At 68.3% G+C, this 22607-nt stretch carries 18 protein-coding genes and 1 pseudogene; 7 read left to right on the top strand and 12 right to left on the bottom strand.

The genetic code is table 11. The annotated features are described in order from the left end of the window. Positions 1 to 106: 106 nt before the first annotated feature. Positions 107 to 1714, top strand: coding sequence for a methyl-accepting chemotaxis protein (locus DELCS14_RS24360; RefSeq protein WP_013804004.1), 1608 nt, complete (start codon positions 107 to 109; stop codon positions 1712 to 1714). 95 nt (positions 1715 to 1809) lie between these two features. Here the strand turns inward: DELCS14_RS24360 and DELCS14_RS24365 are convergent, their stop codons facing one another. From DELCS14_RS24365 to DELCS14_RS24395, 7 genes are all read right to left on the bottom strand, one after another. Then, positions 1810 to 2841 carry a sensor domain-containing diguanylate cyclase gene (locus tag DELCS14_RS24365; protein ID WP_013804005.1) on the bottom strand — a complete coding sequence of 344 codons (1032 nt, stop codon included), beginning with the start codon at positions 2839 to 2841 and terminating at the stop codon, positions 1810 to 1812. A gap of 170 nt (positions 2842 to 3011) precedes the next feature. Further along, positions 3012 to 4484, bottom strand: coding sequence for an ATP-binding protein (locus DELCS14_RS24370; RefSeq protein ID WP_013804006.1), 1473 nt, complete (start codon positions 4482 to 4484; stop codon positions 3012 to 3014). After that, positions 4481 to 5155, bottom strand: coding sequence for a response regulator transcription factor (locus DELCS14_RS24375; protein ID WP_012203526.1), 675 nt, complete (start codon positions 5153 to 5155; stop codon positions 4481 to 4483). Before DELCS14_RS24375 ends, DELCS14_RS24370 begins: the two co-directional genes overlap by 4 nt. Before the next feature lie 182 nt (positions 5156 to 5337). Continuing rightward, positions 5338 to 5742, bottom strand: a complete 405-nt coding sequence (locus DELCS14_RS24380; RefSeq protein ID WP_012203525.1) for a hypothetical protein — start codon at positions 5740 to 5742, stop codon at positions 5338 to 5340. Between the two features lie 36 nt (positions 5743 to 5778). Next, positions 5779 to 7302, bottom strand: coding sequence for an ATP-binding cassette domain-containing protein (locus tag DELCS14_RS24385; protein WP_013804007.1), 1524 nt, complete (start codon positions 7300 to 7302; stop codon positions 5779 to 5781). 307 nt (positions 7303 to 7609) lie between these two features. After that, the gene (locus tag DELCS14_RS24390; protein ID WP_013804008.1) at positions 7610 to 9163 is read right to left on the bottom strand and encodes a Do family serine endopeptidase; all 1554 of its coding nucleotides are present in this window, start codon (positions 9161 to 9163) and stop codon (positions 7610 to 7612) included. A gap of 74 nt (positions 9164 to 9237) precedes the next feature. Beyond that, positions 9238 to 10161, bottom strand: a complete 924-nt coding sequence (locus tag DELCS14_RS24395) for a LysR family transcriptional regulator (RefSeq protein WP_013804009.1) — start codon at positions 10159 to 10161, stop codon at positions 9238 to 9240. A gap of 202 nt (positions 10162 to 10363) precedes the next feature. Between DELCS14_RS24395 and DELCS14_RS24400 the strand changes: the two genes are divergently transcribed. From DELCS14_RS24400 to iaaH, 6 genes and pseudogenes are all read left to right on the top strand, one after another. Continuing rightward, entirely contained in the window at positions 10364 to 11680 is a 1317-nt protein-coding gene (locus tag DELCS14_RS24400; protein WP_013804010.1) for an NAD(P)/FAD-dependent oxidoreductase, read from the top strand. Continuing rightward, the gene (locus tag DELCS14_RS24405) at positions 11680 to 12129 is read left to right on the top strand and encodes a RidA family protein (RefSeq protein WP_013804011.1); all 450 of its coding nucleotides are present in this window, start codon (positions 11680 to 11682) and stop codon (positions 12127 to 12129) included. Before DELCS14_RS24400 ends, DELCS14_RS24405 begins: the two co-directional genes overlap by 1 nt. Before the next feature lie 25 nt (positions 12130 to 12154). After that, positions 12155 to 12250, top strand: a pseudogene (locus DELCS14_RS30895) (DUF1028 domain-containing protein); the annotation flags it as partial. Continuing rightward, complete coding sequence (gene argE / locus DELCS14_RS24410) at positions 12243 to 13460, top strand: acetylornithine deacetylase (protein WP_013804012.1); 1218 nt, start codon at positions 12243 to 12245, stop codon at positions 13458 to 13460. The pseudogene DELCS14_RS30895 and the gene argE, both read left to right, overlap by 8 nt. Positions 13461 to 13578: 118 nt before the next feature. Then, on the top strand, positions 13579 to 14970 hold the full coding sequence (locus DELCS14_RS24415; RefSeq protein WP_013804013.1) for a cytosine permease: 1392 nt from the start codon (positions 13579 to 13581) through the stop codon (positions 14968 to 14970). An 8-nt stretch (positions 14971 to 14978) separates the two neighbouring features. Further along, positions 14979 to 16463 (top strand): indoleacetamide hydrolase, encoded by a 1485-nt coding sequence (iaaH, locus tag DELCS14_RS24420; protein ID WP_049801455.1) that lies wholly within the window; start codon positions 14979 to 14981, stop codon positions 16461 to 16463. A 29-nt stretch (positions 16464 to 16492) separates the two neighbouring features. Here the strand turns inward: iaaH and arsC are convergent, their stop codons facing one another. The 5 genes from arsC to DELCS14_RS24445 all read right to left on the bottom strand — a co-directional run bounded on the left by arsC (position 16493) and on the right by DELCS14_RS24445 (position 22525). Beyond that, the gene (gene arsC, locus DELCS14_RS24425) at positions 16493 to 16861 is read right to left on the bottom strand and encodes an arsenate reductase (glutaredoxin) (protein WP_013804015.1); all 369 of its coding nucleotides are present in this window, start codon (positions 16859 to 16861) and stop codon (positions 16493 to 16495) included. A gap of 31 nt (positions 16862 to 16892) precedes the next feature. Next, entirely contained in the window at positions 16893 to 18209 is a 1317-nt protein-coding gene (locus DELCS14_RS24430) for a nucleobase:cation symporter-2 family protein (RefSeq protein WP_013804016.1), read from the bottom strand. Positions 18210 to 18415: 206 nt separating this feature from the next. Then, positions 18416 to 19801 (bottom strand): 8-oxoguanine deaminase, encoded by a 1386-nt coding sequence (locus DELCS14_RS24435; protein WP_013804017.1) that lies wholly within the window; start codon positions 19799 to 19801, stop codon positions 18416 to 18418. 111 nt (positions 19802 to 19912) lie between these two features. Beyond that, positions 19913 to 20821, bottom strand: coding sequence for a LysR family transcriptional regulator (locus DELCS14_RS24440; protein ID WP_012203519.1), 909 nt, complete (start codon positions 20819 to 20821; stop codon positions 19913 to 19915). Between the two features lie 57 nt (positions 20822 to 20878). Beyond that, entirely contained in the window at positions 20879 to 22525 is a 1647-nt protein-coding gene (locus tag DELCS14_RS24445; protein ID WP_013804018.1) for an iron ABC transporter permease, read from the bottom strand. Positions 22526 to 22607: the final 82 nt, after the last annotated feature.

Here is a 22607-nt window from a genome sequence, read left to right on the forward strand (position 1 = left end):
TCTCATTTTCATTACCGATTCCGTTATGAGAGATGCGAGCCATCACGGGGCGGCCTGACAACGCAAGTACCCACCAACCATCCGCAATGCATGCAAAGGACGCAGTATGAATAATTTCAAGTTATCGACTCGCCTGACCGCCTTGATTGGTTTTCTCTCACTGCTCATGATCGTGATCGGCGCTTTCGGGCTATATGGAATCAGCGAGTCCAACCGCCGATTCAAGGTGGTCTATGAAGAGCGCCTGGTCGCACTGGGCGATCTGCTGGAAGTGCAGCGCCTTCTGCTGCGCAACCGCCATGCAGTCTCGGGCGCCATTGCCGTGCACCTGCCCGAGTACACGCAGCAAAAGCAGCAGGAGATACAGATCAACATCAACGACGTGAACAAGGCCTGGGCCTCGTTCCGCCAGACCCGGATGACCGAGGAAGAGGCGCAGCTGGCCGACCGCTTCGAGGCCGTGCGCGCGCTGTTCCTGCAGGGCTTTCTGAAGCCGGCCCAGCAGGCGCTGCAGTCCGGTGACCTGGAGCTGGCCCGGCAGCTGCTGATCGACAAGGACGAGGCGCTGTACGCGCCGCTGCGTGATGTGATCGTGCAGCTGACCGCGCTGCAGACCCGCGTCGCCAAGGAGGAATACGACGCCGCGCAGTCGCTCTACCAGGTGATCTTTGCGGTGGCCGTGGGCTCCATCATCGCGGGCGTGCTGCTCGGGGTGCTGCTGGGCTGGTCCATCATCCGCAACATGGCACGGTCTCTGCGCCTTGCCATCCATACGGCCGATGCCGTGGCGGCGGGCGACCTGACTCGGCACATCGATGTGCGCGGCAAGGATGAGGTGTCCATGCTGCTGCGCGCGCTGCAGACCATGCAGGAGGGGCTGCGCGGCGTGGTGCGCCAGGTGCACCAGGGATCGGTCAGCGTGGCAGCGGCCAGCGGGCAGATCGCGCAGGCCAACCAGGACCTGTCATCACGCACGGAAAGCCAGGCCAGCGCCCTGCAGCAGACGGCAGCCTCCATGGAGCAGCTCAGCTCCACCGTGCGCCAGAACGCCGACAACGCGCAGATGGCCAACCAGCTGGCGCTGGGTGCCTCCACCGTGGCCGAGCAGGGCGGCGAGGTCGTGCGGCAGGTGGTGGACACCATGCGCGGCATCAGTGATTCCAGCCGGCAGATCGCCGACATCATCAATGTGATCGACGGCATTGCCTTCCAGACCAATATCCTCGCGCTGAACGCGGCCGTGGAAGCCGCGCGTGCGGGCGAGCAGGGCCGGGGCTTTGCCGTGGTGGCCACCGAGGTGCGCGGCCTGGCCAGCCGCAGTGCCGAGGCCGCCAAGCAGATCAAGCAACTGATCACCGACAGCGCCAGCCGCGTGCACAACGGCAGCGCGCTGGCCGACCAGGCCGGCACGACCATGGCCGAGGTGGTGGACGCCATACGCCGCGTGACGGATCTGATGGGCGAGATCAGCGCCGCCAGTTCCGAGCAAAGCTCGGGCGTGGCGCAGATCGGCCAGGCGGTCACGCAGATGGACCAGGCCACCCAGCAGAACTCGGCACTGGTGGAGGAGATGGCCGCCGCCGCCTCCAGCCTGCGTGGCCAGGCCGGCGACCTGGTGCGCACGGTGGGCGCCTTCAAGCTGGAGGCGGCAAGCGGCCATCAGCATGCCGCCGTGGAACTGCAGCGCAGGCAGCCCATGCTGGCAGCAGGCTGAGGCGGAAAGAAAAAAGAGCGCGCGCGAGAAGCAGCGAGACAGGCCGGAGCAAGACAGCAGCAGGTCTTGGCCGCCGGGCCAGGCCTGCGGCTGGCTCAATGCAGCGCGTTGCCCCTGGCTTCACGGCTGCGCGCCATCTTGACGCGGTACATGGCCGCATCGGCCTTTTGCAGCGCGTCGTCGGCATCGATGGAGTCCGGCCGCAGGCAGACCACGCCCACGCTGGCGCCGCCGTAGTCCAGCGTCTTGCCATCGGGCAGATCGACCTGGAAGGCCGAGGCATCCGACAGGCGCTGCTGCAGTTCACGCGCCACGGCATCGGCCTCACTGCCGAACAAGGGCCCCACGCCGATGAAGACGAACTCGTCCCCGCCAAAGCGCGCCAGCATGTCGGCACTGCGCAGGTGGGCGGACAGGCGTTCGCCCATGGCACGCAGCAGCGCGTCGCCGGCCTCGTGGCCGTGCTCGTCGTTGACGTTCTTGAAGCGGTCCAGGTCGATGAAGCCCACCACCACGCATTCCTGGCTGCGTGCGCACCGGGCAATGAGCCGGCCCAGCTCGTCGGTGAGACAGCGCCGGTTGGGCAGGCCGGTCAGCGGGTCCAGCAAGGCCAGCGCCGCCAGCTCCCGGTTGGTCCGGTTCAGGCTGGCGATGAGCTGCTCGCGCTCCACGCGCTCGGCAATCAGGTTGGCGAACAGGCGCAGCATGCCTTCGGCCTCGCTGCTCAGGGCCTGCGAGGACTTGCTGGCCGCGCACAGCGTGCCATAGAGCTGGCCATCCGAAAAACGCACGGGCGCGCTGGCGTAGGTGCGTATGCCCAGTTCACGCGCGGCCTCGGAGTCTCCCCAGCAGTCGCCCACATCGGGCGTGTACATGCGGCCCTCGTCCAGGGCGCGCTTGCACAGCGTGTCGCCCCAGGGAACGACCAGGCCCTCGGGAATCTGCATCTCGCTGGCGTTGCGCGCGTACAGCACGCGCTGCTGGCCCTGTTCTTCGTTGATGGTGGTGAGATAGGTGGACTCCAGCTGCGTGCTCTCTTCGAGCATTTGCAGCAGGGGCCGCGTCAACTCTTCCAACGAATGCGCCTGGGTCACGGACTGGGACAGGCGCTGGACAAGGGACTCCATGAAATACCTCTCGAAATGACTACGGATGCAGACTGCCCGCGCGCCTGCTGAGGGAATGGCAAGGCAGGCGGGCCGGCACCAATTTGGGGATTGTGACCCGGCCGGACGCAGGCGGGAAGCATTCCCGCCGCGCGCTACACGCCGATAGGCCTGCGCGCCACGCGCCGCTGTCAGCGGCCCGACACAGGCGGCCACATCACCTGCACGCGCAGGCCGCCCAGCGTGGGCGAGCGGTCCAGCAGCAGGCGAGCACCGTGGCGCTCGGCAATGGTCTGCACGATGGCCAGGCCCAGTCCGCTGCCCTGCGCCGGCTGGCCCGCAGAAGCCGCTGAAGCCGCAGAGGGCCCACGCACAAAGCGCCGCAGCACCAGTTCGCGCTCGCTTTCGGCAATGCCGGGGCCCGAGTCCTCGACCACCAGGGCGCGGCCCTGGGCATCGCTGCGCCAGCCCACATCGACGCGACCGCCTTGCGGAACGTACTTGACGGCGTTGTCCAGCAGGTTGCGCACCAGCATCTGCAAGGACTGTGCGTCGCCCGCCACGGCAAAGGACTGCCGCAGTTGCGGGGACTCGCTCAGGCCCATGTCTAGGCCGTGCTGCTGGGCGGCCACGGCCTGGTCCGCCAGGGCCTGCTCCACCACCTCGCGCAGGTCCACGTCGGCAGGTGCGGCCGCGGCAGCGCCGTGCTGGCCCTGCATGCCTTGCAGGCCTGGGGCCGTGCCTTGTACCGTGCCTTGGGCTTCCTGCCGCGCCAATGTCAACAATTGTTCGACGAGCCGTGTGGCCCGGTCTATGCCGGCTGAAAGACGCTGCACGGCCTCGTCATGCGCGGCCGCATCGGGCGCGCGCTGCAAGGCCACCAGTTGCAGCTTGAGCGCGGCCAGCGGAGAGCGCAGCTCGTGCGCGGCGTCGGCCACGAAGTGCTGCTGCGCCTCGAAGGCCTGGCCCACGCGCTGCAGCAGCGCATTGAGCTCGGCCACCAGGGGCCGCACCTCGTCGGGCAGGCCCTCGGCAGGCACGGGCGCAAGGTCCTGCGGGCGGCGCGTGGCCAGTTCGCGGCGCACGCGCTGCACGGGCGCCAGCGAACTGCGCACCACCCACCACACGGCCAGCGCCAGCACGGGCGCCAGCAGGGCAATGGGCAGCAGGCTTTGCCAGGCGGCGTCGCGCGCCAGGGTGCGGCGCACGCGCATGTCCTGCGCCACCTGGATCACCTGCGAGCGCGTCTGCAGCGAGAACACGCGGTAGACGGTGCCGCGCGCAGGCACGTCGGCAAAGCCCAGCACGGCCATCTGCGGCAGCGCGGCGCCCAGGGCGGATTCAAAAATGCGCAGGCCTTCGTTGGTCCAGACCTGGACGATGAATTCGTGGTTCTCATCCTCGGGCGGCGTGCCCTGGGGCCTGCCGCGCGCATCCACCGGCAGGCCGGCGCGCAGCGCAAAGGCGGTCTGCTGCATCTGGTAGTCGAACAGGGTGTCGGTCTGCAGCAGCGCATTGCGGTAGGCCAGCAGGCCCTGCAGCAGCGCGGTAAGCACGATGGCCGCGCCCAGGAACAGGAGCAGCCGCGTGCCCAGTGCACCGGGCAGGCGGCTGCGCGCCCGGGCGACAAGGGAGGAAACAAGGGAGGAAGCCGGCGCCGTCATGGCTTGGGCACCATGTAGCCCACGCCGCGCACATTGAGGATCAGCCCCGCGCCCAGCTTCTTGCGCAGGCCGTGGATGTAGACCTCGATGGCGTTGCTGCTGACCTCGTCGCCCCAGCCGTAGAGCTTGTCCTCGATCTGCTGGCGCGACAGCGTGCTGCCCGGGCGTGCCAGCAGCGTCTCCAGCACCGCCCATTCGCGGCCCGAGAGCACCACGTCGCGGCCATCGACGCTGGCCTCGCGCGTGGCGGGGTTCAGCCGCACGCCCTCGCGCTCGTACAGCGGGTCGGACCCGCCAGAGGCACGCCGCGCCAGCGCGCGCAGCCGCGCGAGCAGTTCGTCCAGGTCATAGGGCTTGACCACGTAGTCATCGGCCCCCGCATCCAGCCCGGCAATGCGGTCGCGCACGGCATCGCGCGCCGTGGCCACCAGCACCGGCGTGCGATCGCGGCGCCCGCGCAGATGGCGCAGCACCTGCAATCCGTCCTGCCCCGGCAGGCCCAGGTCCAGCAGCACCATGTCATAGCCATGGCCGCCACCCGGGCCGGGGCACAGGGCCGCATCGGCCTGCAGGCCGTCACGGACCCAGTCCACCGCATGGCCCTCGCCGCGCAGCAGGGTCTGCACGGCCTCGCCGATCATGGCGTCATCTTCGACAAGCAGTAAGCGCATGGTTGAAGAATAGCTCCCTGGAAGGCTGGCTCAGTTCTGAGGCACATGCCGCCCGAAACTGGCGCGCTCAAACGTCAGGGACAGCGAGCAAGGGCCGCCCCGCCGCGAGGCTGTCGTCCCCCTCCTTCGCGAAGCGATTAGAGAGGGGGAAGGCGCGCAGCGACTCAGGGGGTGAGCGGCGGTCACACCGCCGCTTCAATCTTAGGCATGGCCATCCGGGCCTTGGTCAAGGCCATGCCCAGGTTGGCGGTACGCCGGCAGACGAAGACGGCCACGTAGTCGGGCATGAGCTTGCCGCGCAGGAAGACGTGGATGAGGTTGTCGCTGTTGACAATGAGCTCCTGGAAGTAGTGGTGGCCGTCGTCCTTGAGGCCGCGCGACTTCTTGAACAGGCTCTCGATCATCGAGACATTGGGGCCGTTGAACAGGTCGGCCGTGGCAGCGGCCACCAGGTCGATGACTTCGCGCGGATGCGAGTCCACCGTGCGGATGGCCAGCAGCATGCCGGAGGCGGCATCCACGTAGCCGATGGCCAGGCACTCGGGCACGGACCCGGCCACCTCGCTCAAAACGTTATCCAGGCTCATTGCAGCTTTCCTTTTATTGTGAATGGATGTGATCGGTCAGCCCATCTTCAGCAGCAGTGCCACTTCGTACGCGTAGAGCAAGTCCTCCTGGGCCTGGGACTGCACGTACTGGGCGTCGATGAGGCGCACGCGGCGCAGCGCCTCGTCGGCGGTGAGGCCCTCGCGCACCAGCCATGCGGCCAGCACCGTGCCCGTGCGGCCCAGGCCGGCCAGGCAGTGCACGGCCAGCACCTCGCCCGCGCGCAGCATGGCCGACATGCGCGCCAGCAGCATCTGGATCTGGGCCACCGTGGGTGATTCGTGGTCGCGCACCGGCAGGTGCAGGTTGCGCAGGCCGTGCCGCTGCAGCGGCTCTTGCGGCAGGTCGTTTTCGGTCAGCGTGATCAGCACGGTGACGCCGCAGCCGCGCAGGGCCTTCAGGTCAAAGTCCATGGACTGCACCACGCCGGGCTGCGGCGCACCGGCCAGCCGGCCCGGCACCAGCCAGGCAAAACCGTTGGGGCCGCGGCTGGCGGGCACGGCCTGCGGGTCGGCGGCCAGCGGCTGCCAGTCCACCAGCACGGCGGGATTGACGGCGCGCGGCCGGGCAGTGGCAGCGGGTGTCGGTGCGGGTGCGGGAACCGGCGCAGGCATGGATGCAGACATGGATGCAGGCACGGGCGCAGGCGCAGGCTCAGGTGCAGGCATGGGCTCGGATGCAGGCTCGGTGGCCACTGCATCCGACAGAAACTCGGAGATCGCGGCCATGGCCGCTGCAGGCAGCGGAGGAGGCAGGGGCACGCCCTCCTCCAGGTCTTCGGCCCGCGCATCGGGAGAGGCCACGGCGCAGCTGCCGGTGCGCAGGAACTGCTGGCCCGCCAGCGACAGCGGCGCACGCTGAAAGGCTTCCATGGATTGCGCCTCGGCGATGCGGCCGCCGGCCAGCAGCAGCATGTCCTGCGCCACGGCCTGTGCGTGCTGCTGCTGGTGCGTGCTCATCAGCACGGCGGTGCGCTGACCCACCTGGCGCAGCAGTTCCAGCAGCACGAAGGCCTCGTAGCCCTCCAGCTCGGCCGTGGGCTCGTCCACCATCAGCAGCGCCGGCTCGGCCAGCGCCTCGCGCAGGATGGCCACGGCACGCTGCTGCACGGGGGACAGCTGCAGCGCCGGCTGGTCGAACATCAGCGCAAGCTCGGGAAAGCCAAAAGCCTGCACCTGGGCGCGGCACCAGTCGCGCAGCTCATGCGGCACCAGCTTGAGACGGGGGCGCGCCAGCTCCACGATGGCATCGAAGGTGCTGGCCATCATCAGCCTGGCCTGCTGCTGCACCAGGCGCGGCGCCTGCAGGCCGCTGCGCCATGGCTGGCCCGCGTAGCGCGTGCTGCCCCAGCGGCGAAAACGCGGGTTGGCGGCATTGAGATCGGCCAGCGTGCGCAGCAGGGTGGATTTGCCCGATCCCGAAGGCCCCAGCAAAACGGTGACGCCCCGGGCGGGCAGTGCGAAGTCCACCTCAGCCAGGATGACGCGCGCACCGAACGATGCGCCCAAACCCGCCACCTGCAAACTGTAGTCCTGATTCAAAGCCGTGCCTTTCCTGTGATGCGTTGCGCCCCCAGGGGCCGTATTCCGTGAATCAAGACGGTCAGCGCACGCCTCGATGGGCCGGCAGTCTAAGCGGTTTCCCTTACATCAATCCGTCACAAAAAGAAACATTACTAACGCAAACGGGCGTCATTTCACACGATACAACCATCACATTGGCGTACCGATCCTTGGACCGCTGGCATTTTTCTCTGGTTTTTCCAAAGCGATAGCCCCGGCGCATTCACGCCGGGGCCGTGCGATCAATCAAGTGTGTGGATGCTTCTGGTCCCTTACCTCCTTTCACTTACCCGAGACGTACGGGGACAAAGATCCTGTTGCCATCGCGCCAGATCAGCACGGCCACGGTCTTGCCGGCCTTGGCCATGGCGGCACGCACGGCCTCGATATCACCGGCAGGCGTGCCGTTGATGGACAGCAGCACATCGCCCTGGGTGATGCCGGCCTCGGCGGCCGGGCCTGCGGCGTCGGCCACAACCAGGCCGTCCTTCACGCCGATCTGCTGCTTTTCCTCGGGCTGCAGCGGGCGCAGGGCCAGGCCCAGCTTGCCCTTGCCGGCGTCGGGCTTGTCCTTGGCCACCTTGGCGGCCTTGTCGCTGGCATCGCCCAGCACGGCGCTGAGCGTGCGGGCCTCGCCGTTGCGCCATATCTCCAGCGTGACCTTCTGGCCCGGCAGCGCCTGGCCCACAAAGGCCGGCAGATCGCCCGATCCCACTATGGGCTGGCCATCGATCTTGCGCACCACGTCGCCGGGCTCCAGGCCTGCCTGGGCGGCGGGGCCGCTCTTGTCCACGCTGGACACCAGGGCGCCTTCGGGACGGTCGAGCTTGAAGGAGTCGGCAAAGGCCTGGTTCACCTCCTGCACGGCCACGCCCAGCCGCGCATGCTGCACCTTGCCCGTGGCCACGATCTGCTGCTGCACACGCGTGGCCACCTCGATGGGAATGGCGAAGGACACGCCCTGGTAGCCGCCCGAACGCGAGTAGATCTGGCTGTTGATGCCCACCACCTCGCCGCGCGCATTGAACAGCGGGCCGCCCGAGTTGCCGGGGTTGATGGCCACGTCGGTCTGCAGGAAGGGCACGAAGGAGTCGTCAGGCAGGGTACGGCCCTTGGCGCTGACCACGCCGGCCGTCACGCTGCTCTCGAAGCCGAAGGGCGAGCCGATGGCCAGCACCCAGTCGCCCACGCGCAGATCGGCCGTCTTGCCCAGCGATACGGTGGGCAGGTTCTTCGCCTCGATGCGCAGCACGGCCACGTCGGTCTTGGGATCGGCGCCCAGCACCTTGGCGCTGAACTCGCGCCGGTCGGTCAGCTTGACGGTCACTTCCTTGGCGCCGCGCACCACGTGGGCGTTGGTCAGGATCAGGCCGTCGCTGGAGACGATGAAGCCCGAGCCTTCGCCGCGCGTGGGCACATCGCGCTGGGGCTGGCCCTGGCCCATGCCCGGCATGCCGGGCACGCCGAAGCGGCGGAAGAATTCAAAGAACGGATCGTTGGGGTCCATGCCCTGCAGGCCCTGACCTTGGCCCTGGCCCTGCCGCGCAGCGGCCTCGTCGCCATCGTCGCCCATGGCACGCGAGCTGCCGACCACGCTGATGTTGACCACGGCCGCGCCGTTGCGCGCCGTGATGTCGGCAAAGTTGGGCGCCGCCACGGCGGCGGCGGGGGAAGCTGGAGAAGCAGGCTGTGCTGCAGGCGCAAACAGCGACGTGGCGGCACGCGCATCGCCATGCACCACACCAACCAGACCGGCGCCCGTGGCGCCCAGGGCGCCGATGGCACCTGCGGCCACCAGGGCCAGCACCAGACGGCGGGGAGTGGACAGAATCTTGTTCATCGCAGACCTTTCCTCAAAAGCAGCGTTCCTTGCTGCGTTGGGGAGAAGTCTGAAGGGGCAGACTTAGGCGAGGCTTAGAGGCGCTGGCCCTCACCCATCCACTCTGCGCAAAACCCAGCAAAGCGCTGCACGACCTGCCTGGGCTTGAGGCTGCGGGACTGAGCAATGCCCAGGGTGACAACCGCCACCTCGTCCTTGAAGGGTCGGATGATGAAGTCCACTCCATCCACCGTGTGCGTGGACTGCAGGGGAAAGTTCAGGATGCTGAATCCCAGTCCATTGGCCACCATGCCGCGCACAACCTCGGGCTGGGCGGAGCGGAAGGCAGGCACGGGCCGCTCGCCCACGGCGTCGAACAGCCGCGCGAAATACTCCCGGCTGTGGGGCAGGTCGAGCATGACATAGGGCTCTGCAAGCAGGCTCTTGAGCGTGACGGCGCGCTGGCGGGCCAGTCGGTGCCGCGCCGGCAGGATGGCGTAGGGAGGCAGCGTGCGCAGCGGCTGGAAGGCGATGTCGTCGGTGAGGTCTATGTCATAGGTGAGGGCCAAGTCCAGCGTGCCGTCGCGCAGGCTGGTGAACAGGTCCTCCTGGTGGGCTTCGGCCGTGCGGAAGGTGATGCCCGCATGCTCCGCCACGAAACGGCTGATGAGCCCGGCCAGCAGCGGCGGGGCCAGCGAAGTGAGGCAGCCCAGCGCAATGCTGCCCGACATACCCGAATCCAGGCTGCGCGCAACGCCTTGCAATTCTTCCGCGTTCTTGAGCAGGCTTCGGGCCATGCCCAGTATTTCGCGCCCGGCCTGGGTCAGGGACAGCCCGGCCGCATGGTGGCGAATGAACAGCTGCACGCCAAAGGATTCTTCCAGATCGGCGATCGCCGTGGAGATCGACGGCTGCGAGACATGCAGCAGCCGCGATGCGGCAGTGAAAGACAGCGCCTGGGCCGTGGCGACGAAGTAGCGCAGCTGGCGAAGCGAGTACCGCAGCGATAGGTTTTCCACGGGCTTGGCTCCAGCGGCGACGAAGGCTCTACATAAAACAAAACTATGCAATGCATCTTATTAATATTCTTTATAAATAGCCACTTTCTCCCTAAATTTCCTCCCCAGACAGACCCATCTGACCCACGGAGGACGACATGCAGACAGCAGACCAGGGGCACTTTGCCCAGGCCCCGAACAGGGCGCGGGGAGACAGCGCCCCATGACAGCCAATCCCATTTCCATCGACACGCTGGTGGTCGGCGCGGGCCAGGCCGGCGTGGCCATGAGCGAGCATCTGGGCCGCATCGGCGTGCCCCACCTGGTCCTGGAGCGCGAGCGCATTGCCGAACGCTGGCGCACGGGCCGCTGGGATTCGCTGGTGGCCAACGGCCCCGCCTGGCATGACCGCTTTCCCGGCTTGGAGTTCGACGATCTGGACGCGGATGCCTTCGCACCCAAGGACCGGGTGGCCGAGTATTTCGAGGCCTATGCCAGAAAGTTCGGCGCCCCCATACGCACCGGCGTGGAAGTGACCCGGGTGCTACGCAATACGGGCGTCGAAGGTTTTACCGCAGAGACCTCCGAGGGCCTGGTCCACGCTCGCCGCGTGGTAGTGGCGACCGGCCCGTTCCAGCGCCCGGTGATCCCCGCGCTAGCCCCTGAAGACAAGCGGTTCACACAAATCCATTCCGCGCACTATCGCCACCCCGGGCAATTGCCCGAAGGCACCGTGCTGGTGGTGGGGGCTGGTTCATCGGGCGTGCAGATCGCCGATGAATTGCGGCGCGCCGGCCGAAAGGTCTATCTGTCGGTGGGCCCGCATGACCGGCCACCGCGCTCTTACCGCAACCGCGATTTCTGCTGGTGGCTGGGCGTGCTCGGCGAATGGGACAAGGAGACGGCCGCACCGGGCAAGGAGCATGTGACCATTGCCGTCAGCGGGGCGCGCGGCGGCCAGACCATCGATTTTCGCCGTCTCGCCCATGAAGGGATCACGCTGGTGGGCGTGACCCGGGTCTTCGATGATGGTGTCGTGTCCTTCGCGCCAGACCTGATCACCCATCTGACGCGCGGCGACGAGAACTACCTGTCGCTGCTGGACGCAGCGGACGCCTATGTGGCACGCAACGGCCTGGACCTTCCCGAGGAGCCCGAGGCGCGGCGCATGCTGCCCGATCCGCCTTGCGTCACGCAGCCGCTGGCGTCGCTGGACCTGGTGCAGGCCGGCGTGTCCTCCATCGTCTGGGCGACCGGCTACGCGGTGGACTACCGCTGGCTGCAGGTCGATGCCTTCGATGCCAGTGGCAAGCCGCGACACCAGCGCGGGGTTTCGTCCGAGCCCGGCATCTATTTCCTGGGCCTGCCCTGGCTGTCGCGGCGCGGCTCCAGCTTCATCTGGGGCGTCTGGCACGACGCCCGGCATATCGCAGACCACATCGCCATACAGCGCCAGTACCTCGCCTACCGCGATGCAGCCCACCGCACGCCCTCGCACGGGGCGCCCACCCAGGCCGCCCATCCCACAGGAGCGCAATGATGCCCGCCCACACACAGCCCCCTACCCACACGCGCATCCGGATGTTCAACACCAAGGACACCTATCCCAACCAGTCGCTGGACAACGACCTGTGCCAGGCCGTGCGCGCCGGCAACACCGTCTATGTGCGCGGCCAGATCGGCACCGATTTCGAGGGCAATCTGGTCGGCCTGGGCGATCCGCAAAAGCAGGCCGAGCAGGCGATGAAGAACGTCAAGCAGCTGCTGCAGGAAGCGGGCAGCGACCTGTCGCACATCGTCAAGACCACCACCTACATCGTCGACCCGCGCTACCGCGAGCCCGTCTACCGGGAAGTGGGCAAGTGGCTCAAGGGCGTGTTTCCCATCTCCACGGGGCTTTGCATATCGGCTCTGGGGCAGCCGCAGTGGCTGATGGAGATCGACGTGATCGCGGTCATCCCCGAGGGCTGGCAGCCCGGCGCGCAGTGAGGAGCAGGACATGACCTTCTCCATCATCGGGCAGGCGTATCGGCCGCAGATGCAGGTCTACCTGACGCGCGCTCTGGACCCCACGGCCGCACCCAGCTATGGAGTGCCTGGCGATGAATAAGCCGACAAGTCGCGATCTGCTCAGGTCGCTGGTGGGATTTCCGACCGTCAGCCGGGACTCCAATCTGGCGCTGATCGGCTTCATCCAGCGCTACTTGGCCGACCTGGGGGTGCAAAGCGAGCTGCTGCACAACGCCGAGGGCACCAAGGCCAATCTGTTCGCCACCATCGGCCCACGCGACCGTGGCGGCATCGTCCTGTCCGGGCATACGGACGTGGTTCCCGTGGACGGGCAGGCCTGGACCATGGAGCCTTTCCGCCTCACCGAGGCGCATGGCCGCCTGTATGGCCGGGGCACGGCCGACATGAAGGGATTCATCGCATCAGTGTTGGCCGCAGTGCCGCTTTTCCTGCGCCAGCCCCTTTCCATGCCCGTACACCTGGCTTTTTCCTACGACGAGGAGGTGGGCTGCCTGGGCGTGCGGTCCCTGCTGTCGGAACTGCAAAACCGCCCCCACAGGCCACGCCTGTGCCTGATCGGCGAGCCTACGGAACTGCAGCCGGTGCTGGGACACAAGGGCAAGCTGGCGATGCGATGCCGCATCCAGGGCGCGGCCTGCCATTCGGCCCATGCGCCGCGCGGCGTCAATGCCATCGGATACGCGGCGCGCGTGATCCGCAAGCTGGACGAGATCGGCGCAAGGCTGTCGCGGCCCGAGCACCACGACCCGCGCTTCGATCCGCCGTTCTCGACGGTGCAGGTCGGCGTCATCCAGGGCGGCCGCGCGCTGAACATCGTGCCTGCCGAGTGCGAGTTCGATTTCGAGGTTCGCGCCCTGCCGGGCTTCGATGCGCATGAAGTGGCGTACGAACTGCAGGACTATGCCGATACCGATCTGCAACCACTCATGCAAGCGGTGCAGCCCGGCACCGGCATCCGCTTGCAGCCGCTGAGCGCCTACCCGGGACTGGCCACACCGCCCGAGAGCGAGGCTGCGCAACTGCTGACCCTGCTGAGCGGGCGCAGGGATTTCGGCACGGTGGCCTTCGGTACGGAAGGCGGACTGTTCGACCAGGCGGGCATCCCCACGGTGGTGTGCGGGCCGGCCAGCATGGACCAGGGGCACAAGCCCGATGAGTTCATCACCGTGGAACAACTGCAGGCCTGTGACGCCATGCTGGCCCGCCTGGCGGCCCACCTGACGCACGTTGACGGTGCCACCCAGGACCCGGCCCGGCCACAAGCGGAGGACAGCCGCCATCCACAGTGACCGCAGCGGCAGATGCCGCGATTTTCCACCGACATAAAACATCGGACGCACCCAACGTGCCAATGCACAGGCACACGGACGTCACGCAACCGCAACTCCACTATCTGGAGGAGACACCATGGAACACAACGACAACACCCTGCGGCTGGAAGACAGCACCATCCAACCCATTCCCGCCCATGAACGGCATGGCAAGGCCAGCGACCTGTTCACCATCTGGTTCGGCACCAACGTCATGCTGCTGACCGTGGTCACCGGGGCGCTGGTCGTCACGGTGTTCAAGCAGCCGTTCTGGTGGGGCACGCTGGCCATCGTCGTCGGCAATCTGGTCGGCGCGGTATTCATGGCGCTGCATGCGGCGCAGGGCCCTCAGCTGGGGGTGCCCCAGATGGTGCAGACGCGCGGGCAGTTCGGCTCGCTGGGCTCTTTGCTGGTGGTGGGCCTGGTGGTGGTCATGTATGTGGGCTTCTTTGCCTCCAACCTCGTGCTGGGCGGGCAGTCGCTGCACAGTCTGAGCAGTGCCGTGACGGTCAACCAGGGCGTGGTCGCGGTGGGCCTGCTGAGCCTGGTGGCCACCATCTTTGGCTACCGGCTGATCCACGTCTACACGCGGCTGCTGACCTGGTGCGCAGGCGCGGTGCTGGTGCTGGCCTTCGCATGGATCATCTTCGTGCACGGGCTGCCGGCCGATCTGCTGTCGAAGAACGCACCCAGCCTGACGGGATTTCTGGGCAGCATGTCCATCGCCGCGCTCTGGCAGATCGCCTATGCGCCCTATGTGTCCGACTACTCGCGCTACCTGCCGGCGGACACCGGCCCGCGCGTGGCCTTCTGGGCCAGCTATGGCGGCTGCACCCTCGGCTCCATCTTTCCGATGGTGCTGGGCGCGCTCGTGGGCCTGACGGTGGAGGGCGATGACATCGTAAAAAGCCTGAGCACGCTGACGCAGGGCATCAGTCCGCTGGTGATCATCGTGCTGACGCTGGGCATCGCGGCCACCAACGCCATGAACCTGTACTGCGGCGCGCTGTCCACGATCACCATCGTGCAGACGCTGCGGCCTTCCTGGTCGGCCAAGGCGGCGGCGCGCGCGGCCTGTGCCTGCCTGCTGTTCGGCATCGCCTTGACGATTGCGCTGGCCGGCCAGGACAACTTCCTGGCCACCTACACCCACTTCATTTTGTTGCTGTTGTGCGTAATGGTGCCCTGGACTGCGGTGAATCTGGTGGACTACTACCTCGTCCGCCACGGCCAGTACGACGTGGATTCCTTCTTCCGCCAGGACGGCGGCATCTATGGGCGCTTCAACGGCGTGGCCATCTTTTCGTACGCCTTTGGCATTGCCGTGCAACTGCCTTTCGTCGCCACCGATCTGTACACCGGCCCCGTTGCGAAGATGCTGGACGGCGCAGACATTTCCTGGATCGTCGGGCTGATACTGACATCGGTGGTGTACTACGTGTGCCAGAAGCGCTTTGCGCCGATCCCCGCCCCCATGGCTCTGCCATGACATCCGCCATGACCAGGACAACCCTGCAGCAGCCGTACCTGCCCCCGAGCGCCCAGACACAGCGGGCCCTCACGTCCATCGAAGCCATTGCGGCCATACAGCAGGGCCGGCTTGCGGCGAGCGACTATTTGGCCACCCTGCTCGCGCATGCGCAGGCCATGTCGGGGCTCAATGCGCTGACGGCGCTGGACGTGCAGGGCGCGCTGGCGGCTGCGCGGCGCATCGACGCACTGCCCGCCGACGCCCGGGCGCAATTGCCGCTGGCCGGCCTTCCCATCGTTGTGAAGGACAACATCAACACGCGAGGCCTGCCGAACACGGCAGGAACACCGGCGCTGGAACACTTCATTCCCTGGGACAACGCGCCCTCTGTGCAGCGCCTGCTGAATGCGGGGGCCATTGTCCTGGGCAAGGCCAACATGCATGAGCTGGCCTTCGGCATCACCAGCACGAATCTGGCGCCGCATGCGGGGCCTGTGCGCAACCCCTACGACCCCAGCCGCATCCCGGGCGGCTCGTCGGGCGGCACGGCCGCCGCCATTGCCGCGCGCATCGTGCCTGCAGGGCTGGGCACGGATACCGGAGGCTCTACGCGCATTCCTGCGGCGCTGACCGGCATTGCGGGCTTTCGCCCCTCGGTGGGCAACGGCGGCGCCAGCCGGCGCTACCACGACCCGAATGCGGTCGTCCCCATCAGCCACACGCGCGATACCGTGGGTCCCATGGCGCGCAGCGTGGCCGACATCGCCCTGCTGGACCAGGTGATCACGGACAGCGGTTCCCTGGTGACCCTGGACCTGCGGGGCCTGCGCGTTGGCCTGCCCTCCCCCCTGTGGGAAGGCCTGGAGCCGGAGGTCGAGGCCGTGGCGCGCGCAGCGCTGCTGCGGCTCCAGGCCGCTGGCGTGGACTGGGTGGATATGGCCATGCCCGACCTTCTGGACATCAACAGCCATATCGGCGCACCGCTGGCCCTGCATGAATCGGTGGACGACCTGCCCGCGTGGCTGGACGCCAACGAAGCGCCGGTCCGTACCGTGGCCGACATCGCCGCGCGCATTGCCAGTCCCGATGTGCGTGACATGTACCAGGCCGTGCTCGCGGACGAGGCCGCAGACCAGTACGAAGAGGCCATGACGGTCTGGCGGCCCCGGCTGCAGCAGTACTACGCCACGGCCTTTGCCACGCACCGGGTCGATGCGTTGCTGTTCCCCACCACCCGGCTCGCGGCCGTGCCGCTGGACGAGGTGAACGGCTCCTCGACAGTGTCGATACAAGGAGCGGAGGCGGTCAGCACCTTCGAGGCCTTTCTGCGCAATACCGATCCGGCCAGCAATGCCGGTCTGCCTGGCCTTTCGCTGCCGGCCGGCCTGACGCCACAGGGGCTGCCGGTGGGCATCGAGCTGGACGGCCCCGAAGGCAGCGACCGCCGCCTGCTGGCGATAGGGGTGGCCTTCGAGCAGGTGCTGGGCCTGCTGGCCGCGCCGCGGCCCTGAGTCACAGGCACAGCCTGCGGCGCCGCCGCTCAGATCAGCGCCAGCACCTTCTCCGGCGGGCGGCACAGCGCCGCGCCCTTGGGCGTGACGACGATGGGGCGGTTGAGCAGCACGGGGTGCTCGGCCACGGCGGCGATGAGCTGCTCATCGCTGACGGATGCATCGCCCAGGCCCAGCTCGGTGTAGACGGCTTCCTTGCTGCGCAGCAGCTCGCGCACGGGCACGCCCAGCCGCCGGACCAGGGCCTGCAGTTGCGCAGCGTCCAGGGGCTGGGCGATGTAGTCGACGATGGTCGGCTCCACGCCGTTGTCGCGCAGCAGGGCCAGCGCGCCGCGCGAGTTGCTGCAGCGGTTGTTGTGGTAAATGGTGATGTCGGTGCGGGGTGCGGTGGTGTTCATGGGCCGCAGTGTAGGCCCATGAAAATGCGCATCAGGCCACGGCTTCCTCGGGATGGGCATCGACCTCGCGGCCGGGCAGCAGCAGGTTCAGCCCCACCGCGACCAGGGCGCCGACGGTGATGCCCGAGCCGAAAACTTCGCGCACGAAGGCAGGCATGCGGGCAAGCAGGTCCGGGCGCACCGTGACCGCCAGGCCGCAGCCCAGCGAGACCGCGATGATCAGGCTGGCGCGCCGCGAGTGCTCGGCGCCGCTGAGCATGCGGATGCCGGCTGAAATGATCATGGCAAACATCATCAGCCCCGCGCCGCCGAGCACGGGCTGCGGAATCGTCACCACCAGTGCGCCCAGCACAGGAAAGAGGCCGGCCAGCAGCAGCATGACGCCCGTCAGCATGACCACGTGGCGGCTGGCCACGCCGGTCAGCGAGACCACGCCCACGTTCTGGGCGAAGGTGGACAGCGGAGGGCTGGACATCACGGCGGCGAAGGCCGAGCCCACGCCATCGCACAGCATGCCGCTGGACAGGCGCTTGCCGTCGATGCGCGTCTGCGTGGCCGCGCCCAGGGCCATGAAGGTGCCCGTGGTCTCGACGATGGTCACCAGAAAGGCGATGGACATGGCGACGATGCCGGCCACCGGGAACGTCATGCCGAAGGTCAGCGGCTGCGGGATGGCGAAGACCGCGGCCTCGCTCACCTGGGTGAAGTCGATCAGGCCCAGCGCCAGGCACAGCACATAGCCGCAGGCGATGCCCAGCACCACGGCCGAGGCAGAGACGATGCCCCTGCCCCACTGCACGAAGCCGATCACCAGCACCAGCACGAAGCCGGCGATGGCCAGGTGGCCGATCGCGCCGTAGTCGCTGCGGCCCACGCCGCCCGCAGCCCAGTCCACGGCGACGGGGGTCAGCGACAGGCCGATCATGGTCACGACCACGCTGGTCACGGTGTGCGGAAAGAAGCGGCGGATCACGGGCATGAAGTAGCTGCCCACGATCATCACCAGCGACCCTACCAGCGAGGAGCCCAGGATGCCGGCCACGCCATGCTCCAGCCCCACGCTGATGCCCGCGCCCACGAAGGCGAAGCTTGTGCCCATGACGCAGGGCAGCCGTATGCCCACGGGCCCCACCCCCCTGCACTGGACGATGGTGACCACGCCCGAGCCCAGCAGCGCTGCATTCACCAGCGCCACGATCTGGTCGGCCGGCAGCTTGAGCGCCCCGCCGAAGACCAGGGGCACGGCGATGATGCCGCCCAGCGCCGCCAGCAGGTGCTGCAGCGACAGAAGCACCGTGGTGATGAGCATTGGCGGTCGGTCTTCCACCTTGTAAAGCAGTTGTTCCATTGTCTTGTCTCCTTGTGTCCTGGCCGTCGGCCTCTTCAGAGGCGCTTGTATGTATGTCGGGGCAGTGGTGCCGGAAAAGGGTGGGGGTCCTGAAAGTGCTGCCTGGGTCTTCGAGCCTCCTGGAGATGCTTCGGGGGAATGGCGCAGGGCGGCAGACCGGCACCCGCGATGGCCTGGGTGCCGGCCTGCCGCGCTGCAGGTGTATGTCAGTGGCCCGCTGCGCGCTCGAACAGCGTGCGGGCCAGTTCGCGGTGGCGTGTCAGCACGCGCGGCAGGTCGGCCGTGAGCAGGTGGCCGTCGCGGACCACGACGCGGCCGTTGATGACGCTGGTGGACACGTCGGTGGGCGTGCAGAACACCAGCGCGGCCACGGGGTCATGGCCTGCGCCCGCGTAGCCCACGCCCGACATGTCGAAGGCCACGAAGTCGGCCGACATGCCCGGCGCCAGCGCGCCGATGTCGTCGCGCCCCAGCACGCGCGCGCCGCCCAGCGTGGCGATCTCCAGCGCCTCGCGCGCGCCCATGGCGGCAGGGCCGTGGCCCACGCGCTGCAGCAGCAGGGCCTGGCGCGCCTCGCCCAGCATGTGGGCGCCGTCGTTGGAGGCGCTGCCGTCCACGCCCAGGCCCACGGGCACGCCCGCATCGCGCATGGTGCGCACGGGCGCAATGCCCGAGGCCAGGCGCATGTTGGAGCACGGGCAATGCGCCACGCCCGTGCCCGTGCGCGCGAACAGCGCAATGCCCTCGGCATCGAGCTTGACGCAGTGGGCATGCCAGACATCGGGGCCGACCCAGCCCAGGCTTTCTGCGTACTGCGCGGGGGTGAGGCCGAATTTCTCGCGCGAGAAGGCGACGTCGTTGTCGTTCTCGGCCAGGTGGGTGTGCAGCGACACGCCGTGCGCACGCGCCAGCACGGCGGACTCGCGCATCAGCTCGCGCGTCACCGAGAACGGCGAGCACGGCGCCAGCACCACGCGCAGCATGGAGTGGCGTGCGCTGTCGTGGTACTGCTGGATCAGGCGCAGGCTGTCGCGCAGGATGGCTTCCTCTTCCTCCACCACCGCGTCAGGCGGCAGGCCGCCCTTGCTGCGGCCCAGGCTCATGGAGCCGCGCGCCGCATGAAAGCGCATGCCCATCTGCTGCGCCGCGGCGATGGAGTCATCCAGCCGAGCGCCATTCGGATACAGGTACAGGTGGTCGCTGGTGGTGGTGCAGCCCGACAGCATCAGCTCGGCCATGGCGGTCTGGGTGGAGACGTGGATCATCTCCGGCGTGAGGTGCGACCACAGCATGTACAGGTTGGTCAGCCACGAGAACAGCTCCGCATCCTGCGCGGCCGGCACGGCGCGCGTGAGGCTCTGGTACATGTGGTGGTGCGTGTTGACCAGGCCCGGCATGACCACGCGGCCGCGCATGTCCAGCACCTGGGCCGTGCCGTCGTCCACCATGCGGCGGTACTGCGGCGGCAGATCGGCCGTTGCGCCCACCCATTGCACGGCCGGGCCGTCGGCCACCAGGGCGCCGTCGCGGATCTCGCGGCGCTGCGCATCCATGGTGACGAGTACATCGGCGTTCAGTGCGATCAAGGTCATGGCGCTCTCTTCTTCGAAATGGAAAAGCCGCCAGTCTAGGAAGGACAAGCCATTGCCGATAGCGCTGAATTCCGCCCGATGTGTCCACAAAAAGTGGACAGTGCCAAAGACTCACCGCCCCCCGGCAAACAGCCTTGCCAGCGCCTGGCCGATGGACTGGGCCATCAGCTCCCCCGCCGCGCTCAACTGCCCCCTGGCCCGGCCGGTCAGCACCAGCGTCTGCCGCCGCAGATGCGCATCGCGCAAAGGCACGAAGACCAGGGCATTGCGGCTGCGCTCCTCCATCACGTCCAGCGGATTGAGCAGGGCAATGCCCTCGCCCAGCATGACCAGGCGCTGGATCAGCGCCATGGAGGTGGACTCGGCCACGGGCGTGACCTCGATGGCGTTGCGCGCAAAGGCTTCGTCCAGCAGGCTGCGGATGGACAGCGGCGGCGCGGGCAGGATGAGCGGATGGCCTATGCACTCGCTGAGCAGCACGGACGATTGGCGCGCCAGCGCATGCCGGGGCGGCACGATGGCGCCGATCTGCCATTCGCTGGTGGCCAGCGCGCGCAGCGCGGGGCGTTCGGACAGGTCGTAGGCCAGGCCCAGGTCGGCGTCGCCGCCTTCCACGGCGGCCGCGATGTCGCTCAAGGGCAGGTCGATGATGCGCACCACGATGCCCGGGTGGCGCTGGCGGAATTCATGCACCAGCGAGGGCAGCAGCGAGCCGGCCAGCCCCGTGGTCGCGGCCACGGTGATCTCGCCGCTGCGCGCGCCCTGCAGCTCGGCAATGCGCTCGCGCAGCGCCGCATGCTCGCGCAGCGTGGCGCGCACATGGGCCAGCACCATCTCGCCCGTCGGGGTGAGGCGCAGGCGCTTGTGGATGCGCTCGAACAGGGGCGTGCCCAGCTCGGCCTCCAGGTCGAGGATCTGGCGGTTGACGGCCGTGGGGGCCACGTGCAGATGTTCGGCCGCCTTGCGGATGGAACCGCGGCGGACCACTTCGTCGAGATAGCGCAGGACTCTGGCGTGCATGGCGCGAGCGTAGCGGGGTTTGCCGGGCCGCGCTTTGCAGCACCCGGCAGCGCAGGCTCAGCGGGCCGTGCCCGGGCGCTCGGCGCGCAGCGTGCGGCTGAGCATGATCACGGGGATCAGGCCCACCAGCACCAGGGCCAGCGACGGCAGGGCCGCCTCGCCCAGGCGTTCGTCGCGCGCGAGCTGGTAGGCCACGACGGCCAGGGTATCGCTGTTGAAGGGGCGCAGCACCATGGTGGCGGGCAGCTCCTTCATCACATCGACGAAGACCAGCAGCGCCGCCGCCGCCGTGGAGCGCCTGAGCAGCGGCCAGTGCACGCGCGACAGCATGCCCCAGGCGCCCGTGCCCAGCATGCGGGCCGAGTCGTCCAGGCTGGGCGCGATGCGCGCATAACCGCTTTGCATGGACTGCAGGGCCACGGCGCAAAAGCGCACCAGGTAGGCCCAGACAATGCCCACGGCGGTGGCCGTGACCAGGCCGGCAAAGCCCCATTCGGGCCGCACCTGCTGCACCCAGCCCACGGGCAGCAGCAGGCCGACGACGACGACGGCGCCCGGCACCGCATAGCCCAGGCTGGCCAGTTGCACCACGCCGCGCGTGACGGCCGACTCCTTGTTGCGGCGCACGGCAAACGCCAGGGCCACGGCGATGATCACGGCCAGCACCGAGGTGATGGTGCCCAGGCGCACGCTGTTGAGCGCCCAGTCGAGGAAGCGGTCCCAGGGCAGCACCGACCAGTCGGCCGCCAGCGGGCGCAGCATGAAGAACACGGGCGCCACAAAGCCCATGAGCACGGGCAGCAGGCACGCCAGCCAGGCCAGCGCGCAGCGCCAGCCGCGCAGGCGCAGTGGCTGCGCCTCGGCCGAGCTGGCGCGGCCCGTGCTGCCGGTGACGAAGCGCATGCGCCGCTGGGCGCGCAGCTCCAGCTGCAGCAGCAGCACCACCAGCACCAGCAGGAAGGTCGCCAGCTGCGCGGCGGCAATGCGGTTGTCCATGGACAGCCAGGCCTTGTAGATGCCCGTGGTGAAGGTCTGTATGCCGAAGTAGCTGACCACGCCGAAGTCGGCCAGCGTCTCCATCACTACCAGGGCCACGCCAGCGGCCACGGCCGGGCGCGCCAGCGGCAGCGCCACCGACCAGATGCGCCGCGACAGCGGCGCGCCCATCAGGCGCGCGGCCTCCATCAGGTGCGCGGCGCGCTCGCCCAGCGCGGTGCGCGCCAGCAGGTAGACATACGGGTAGAGCGAGAAGATGAAGACCCAGACCGCGCCGCCCAGGCTGCGCACCTCGGGCAGGAGACGGCCTTCCAGGCCATAGGTGTCGCGCATCCAGGTCTGCAGCGGGCCGCTGAACTGCAGGAAGTCGGTATAGGCATAGGCCGTGACATAGGCCGGCATGGCCAGCGGCAGCAGCAGCAGCCATTCCAGCTGGCGCCGGCCCCGGAAGTCGAACAGCGTCACGGCCGCCGCCGTGCCCGTGCCCACGATGGCCGCGCCCAGCGCCACCAGCAGGCCCAGCCAGACCGTGGTCCACAGATAGCCGGGCAGCACGGTGGCCGCCATCTCGCGCAGGATGGAGCCGGCCAGGGCATCGCCCTGCCCCACGGGCAGCCAGGAGCCGAGCACGGCCAGCACGGGCAGCATCAGCACCAGGGCCAGCAGGAGCAGGGGAAGGGAGCGGAGTACGGACGACAGACGGCGCAAAGCGGAGGTCTCGGCTAGAGGATGAGGGGGAGGATCTGGCTGCCGGGCTATGGAACGGGCCGGGATCTGCGGCTGCCGCCGG

The sequence above is a fragment of the Delftia sp. Cs1-4 genome (assembly GCF_000214395.1).
Lineage (GTDB): Bacteria > Pseudomonadota > Gammaproteobacteria > Burkholderiales > Burkholderiaceae_C > Comamonas > Comamonas acidovorans.

Excerpts from the sequence above, each read along its gene's own strand:
- DELCS14_RS24380 (WP_012203525.1), bottom strand. The coding sequence starts at position 5,742 with ATGAGCCTGGATAACGTTTTGAGCGAGGTGGCCGGGTCCGTGCCCGAG.
- DELCS14_RS24405 (WP_013804011.1), top strand. The coding sequence starts at position 11,680 with ATGCCCGCCCACACACAGCCCCCTACCCACACGCGCATCCGGATGTTC.
- DELCS14_RS24430 (WP_013804016.1), bottom strand. The coding sequence starts at position 18,209 with ATGGAACAACTGCTTTACAAGGTGGAAGACCGACCGCCAATGCTCATC.
- argE (WP_013804012.1), top strand. The coding sequence starts at position 12,243 with ATGAATAAGCCGACAAGTCGCGATCTGCTCAGGTCGCTGGTGGGATTT.
- DELCS14_RS24375 (WP_012203526.1), bottom strand. The coding sequence starts at position 5,155 with ATGCGCTTACTGCTTGTCGAAGATGACGCCATGATCGGCGAGGCCGTG.
- DELCS14_RS24415 (WP_013804013.1), top strand. The coding sequence starts at position 13,579 with ATGGAACACAACGACAACACCCTGCGGCTGGAAGACAGCACCATCCAA.
- DELCS14_RS24400 (WP_013804010.1), top strand. The coding sequence starts at position 10,364 with ATGACAGCCAATCCCATTTCCATCGACACGCTGGTGGTCGGCGCGGGC.
- DELCS14_RS24390 (WP_013804008.1), bottom strand. The coding sequence starts at position 9,163 with ATGAACAAGATTCTGTCCACTCCCCGCCGTCTGGTGCTGGCCCTGGTG.
- DELCS14_RS24370 (WP_013804006.1), bottom strand. The coding sequence starts at position 4,484 with ATGACGGCGCCGGCTTCCTCCCTTGTTTCCTCCCTTGTCGCCCGGGCG.
- iaaH (WP_049801455.1), top strand. The coding sequence starts at position 14,979 with ATGACCAGGACAACCCTGCAGCAGCCGTACCTGCCCCCGAGCGCCCAG.
- DELCS14_RS24360 (WP_013804004.1), top strand. The coding sequence starts at position 107 with ATGAATAATTTCAAGTTATCGACTCGCCTGACCGCCTTGATTGGTTTT.
- DELCS14_RS24435 (WP_013804017.1), bottom strand. The coding sequence starts at position 19,801 with ATGACCTTGATCGCACTGAACGCCGATGTACTCGTCACCATGGATGCG.
- arsC (WP_013804015.1), bottom strand. The coding sequence starts at position 16,861 with ATGAACACCACCGCACCCCGCACCGACATCACCATTTACCACAACAAC.
- DELCS14_RS24440 (WP_012203519.1), bottom strand. The coding sequence starts at position 20,821 with ATGCACGCCAGAGTCCTGCGCTATCTCGACGAAGTGGTCCGCCGCGGT.
- DELCS14_RS24365 (WP_013804005.1), bottom strand. The coding sequence starts at position 2,841 with ATGGAGTCCCTTGTCCAGCGCCTGTCCCAGTCCGTGACCCAGGCGCAT.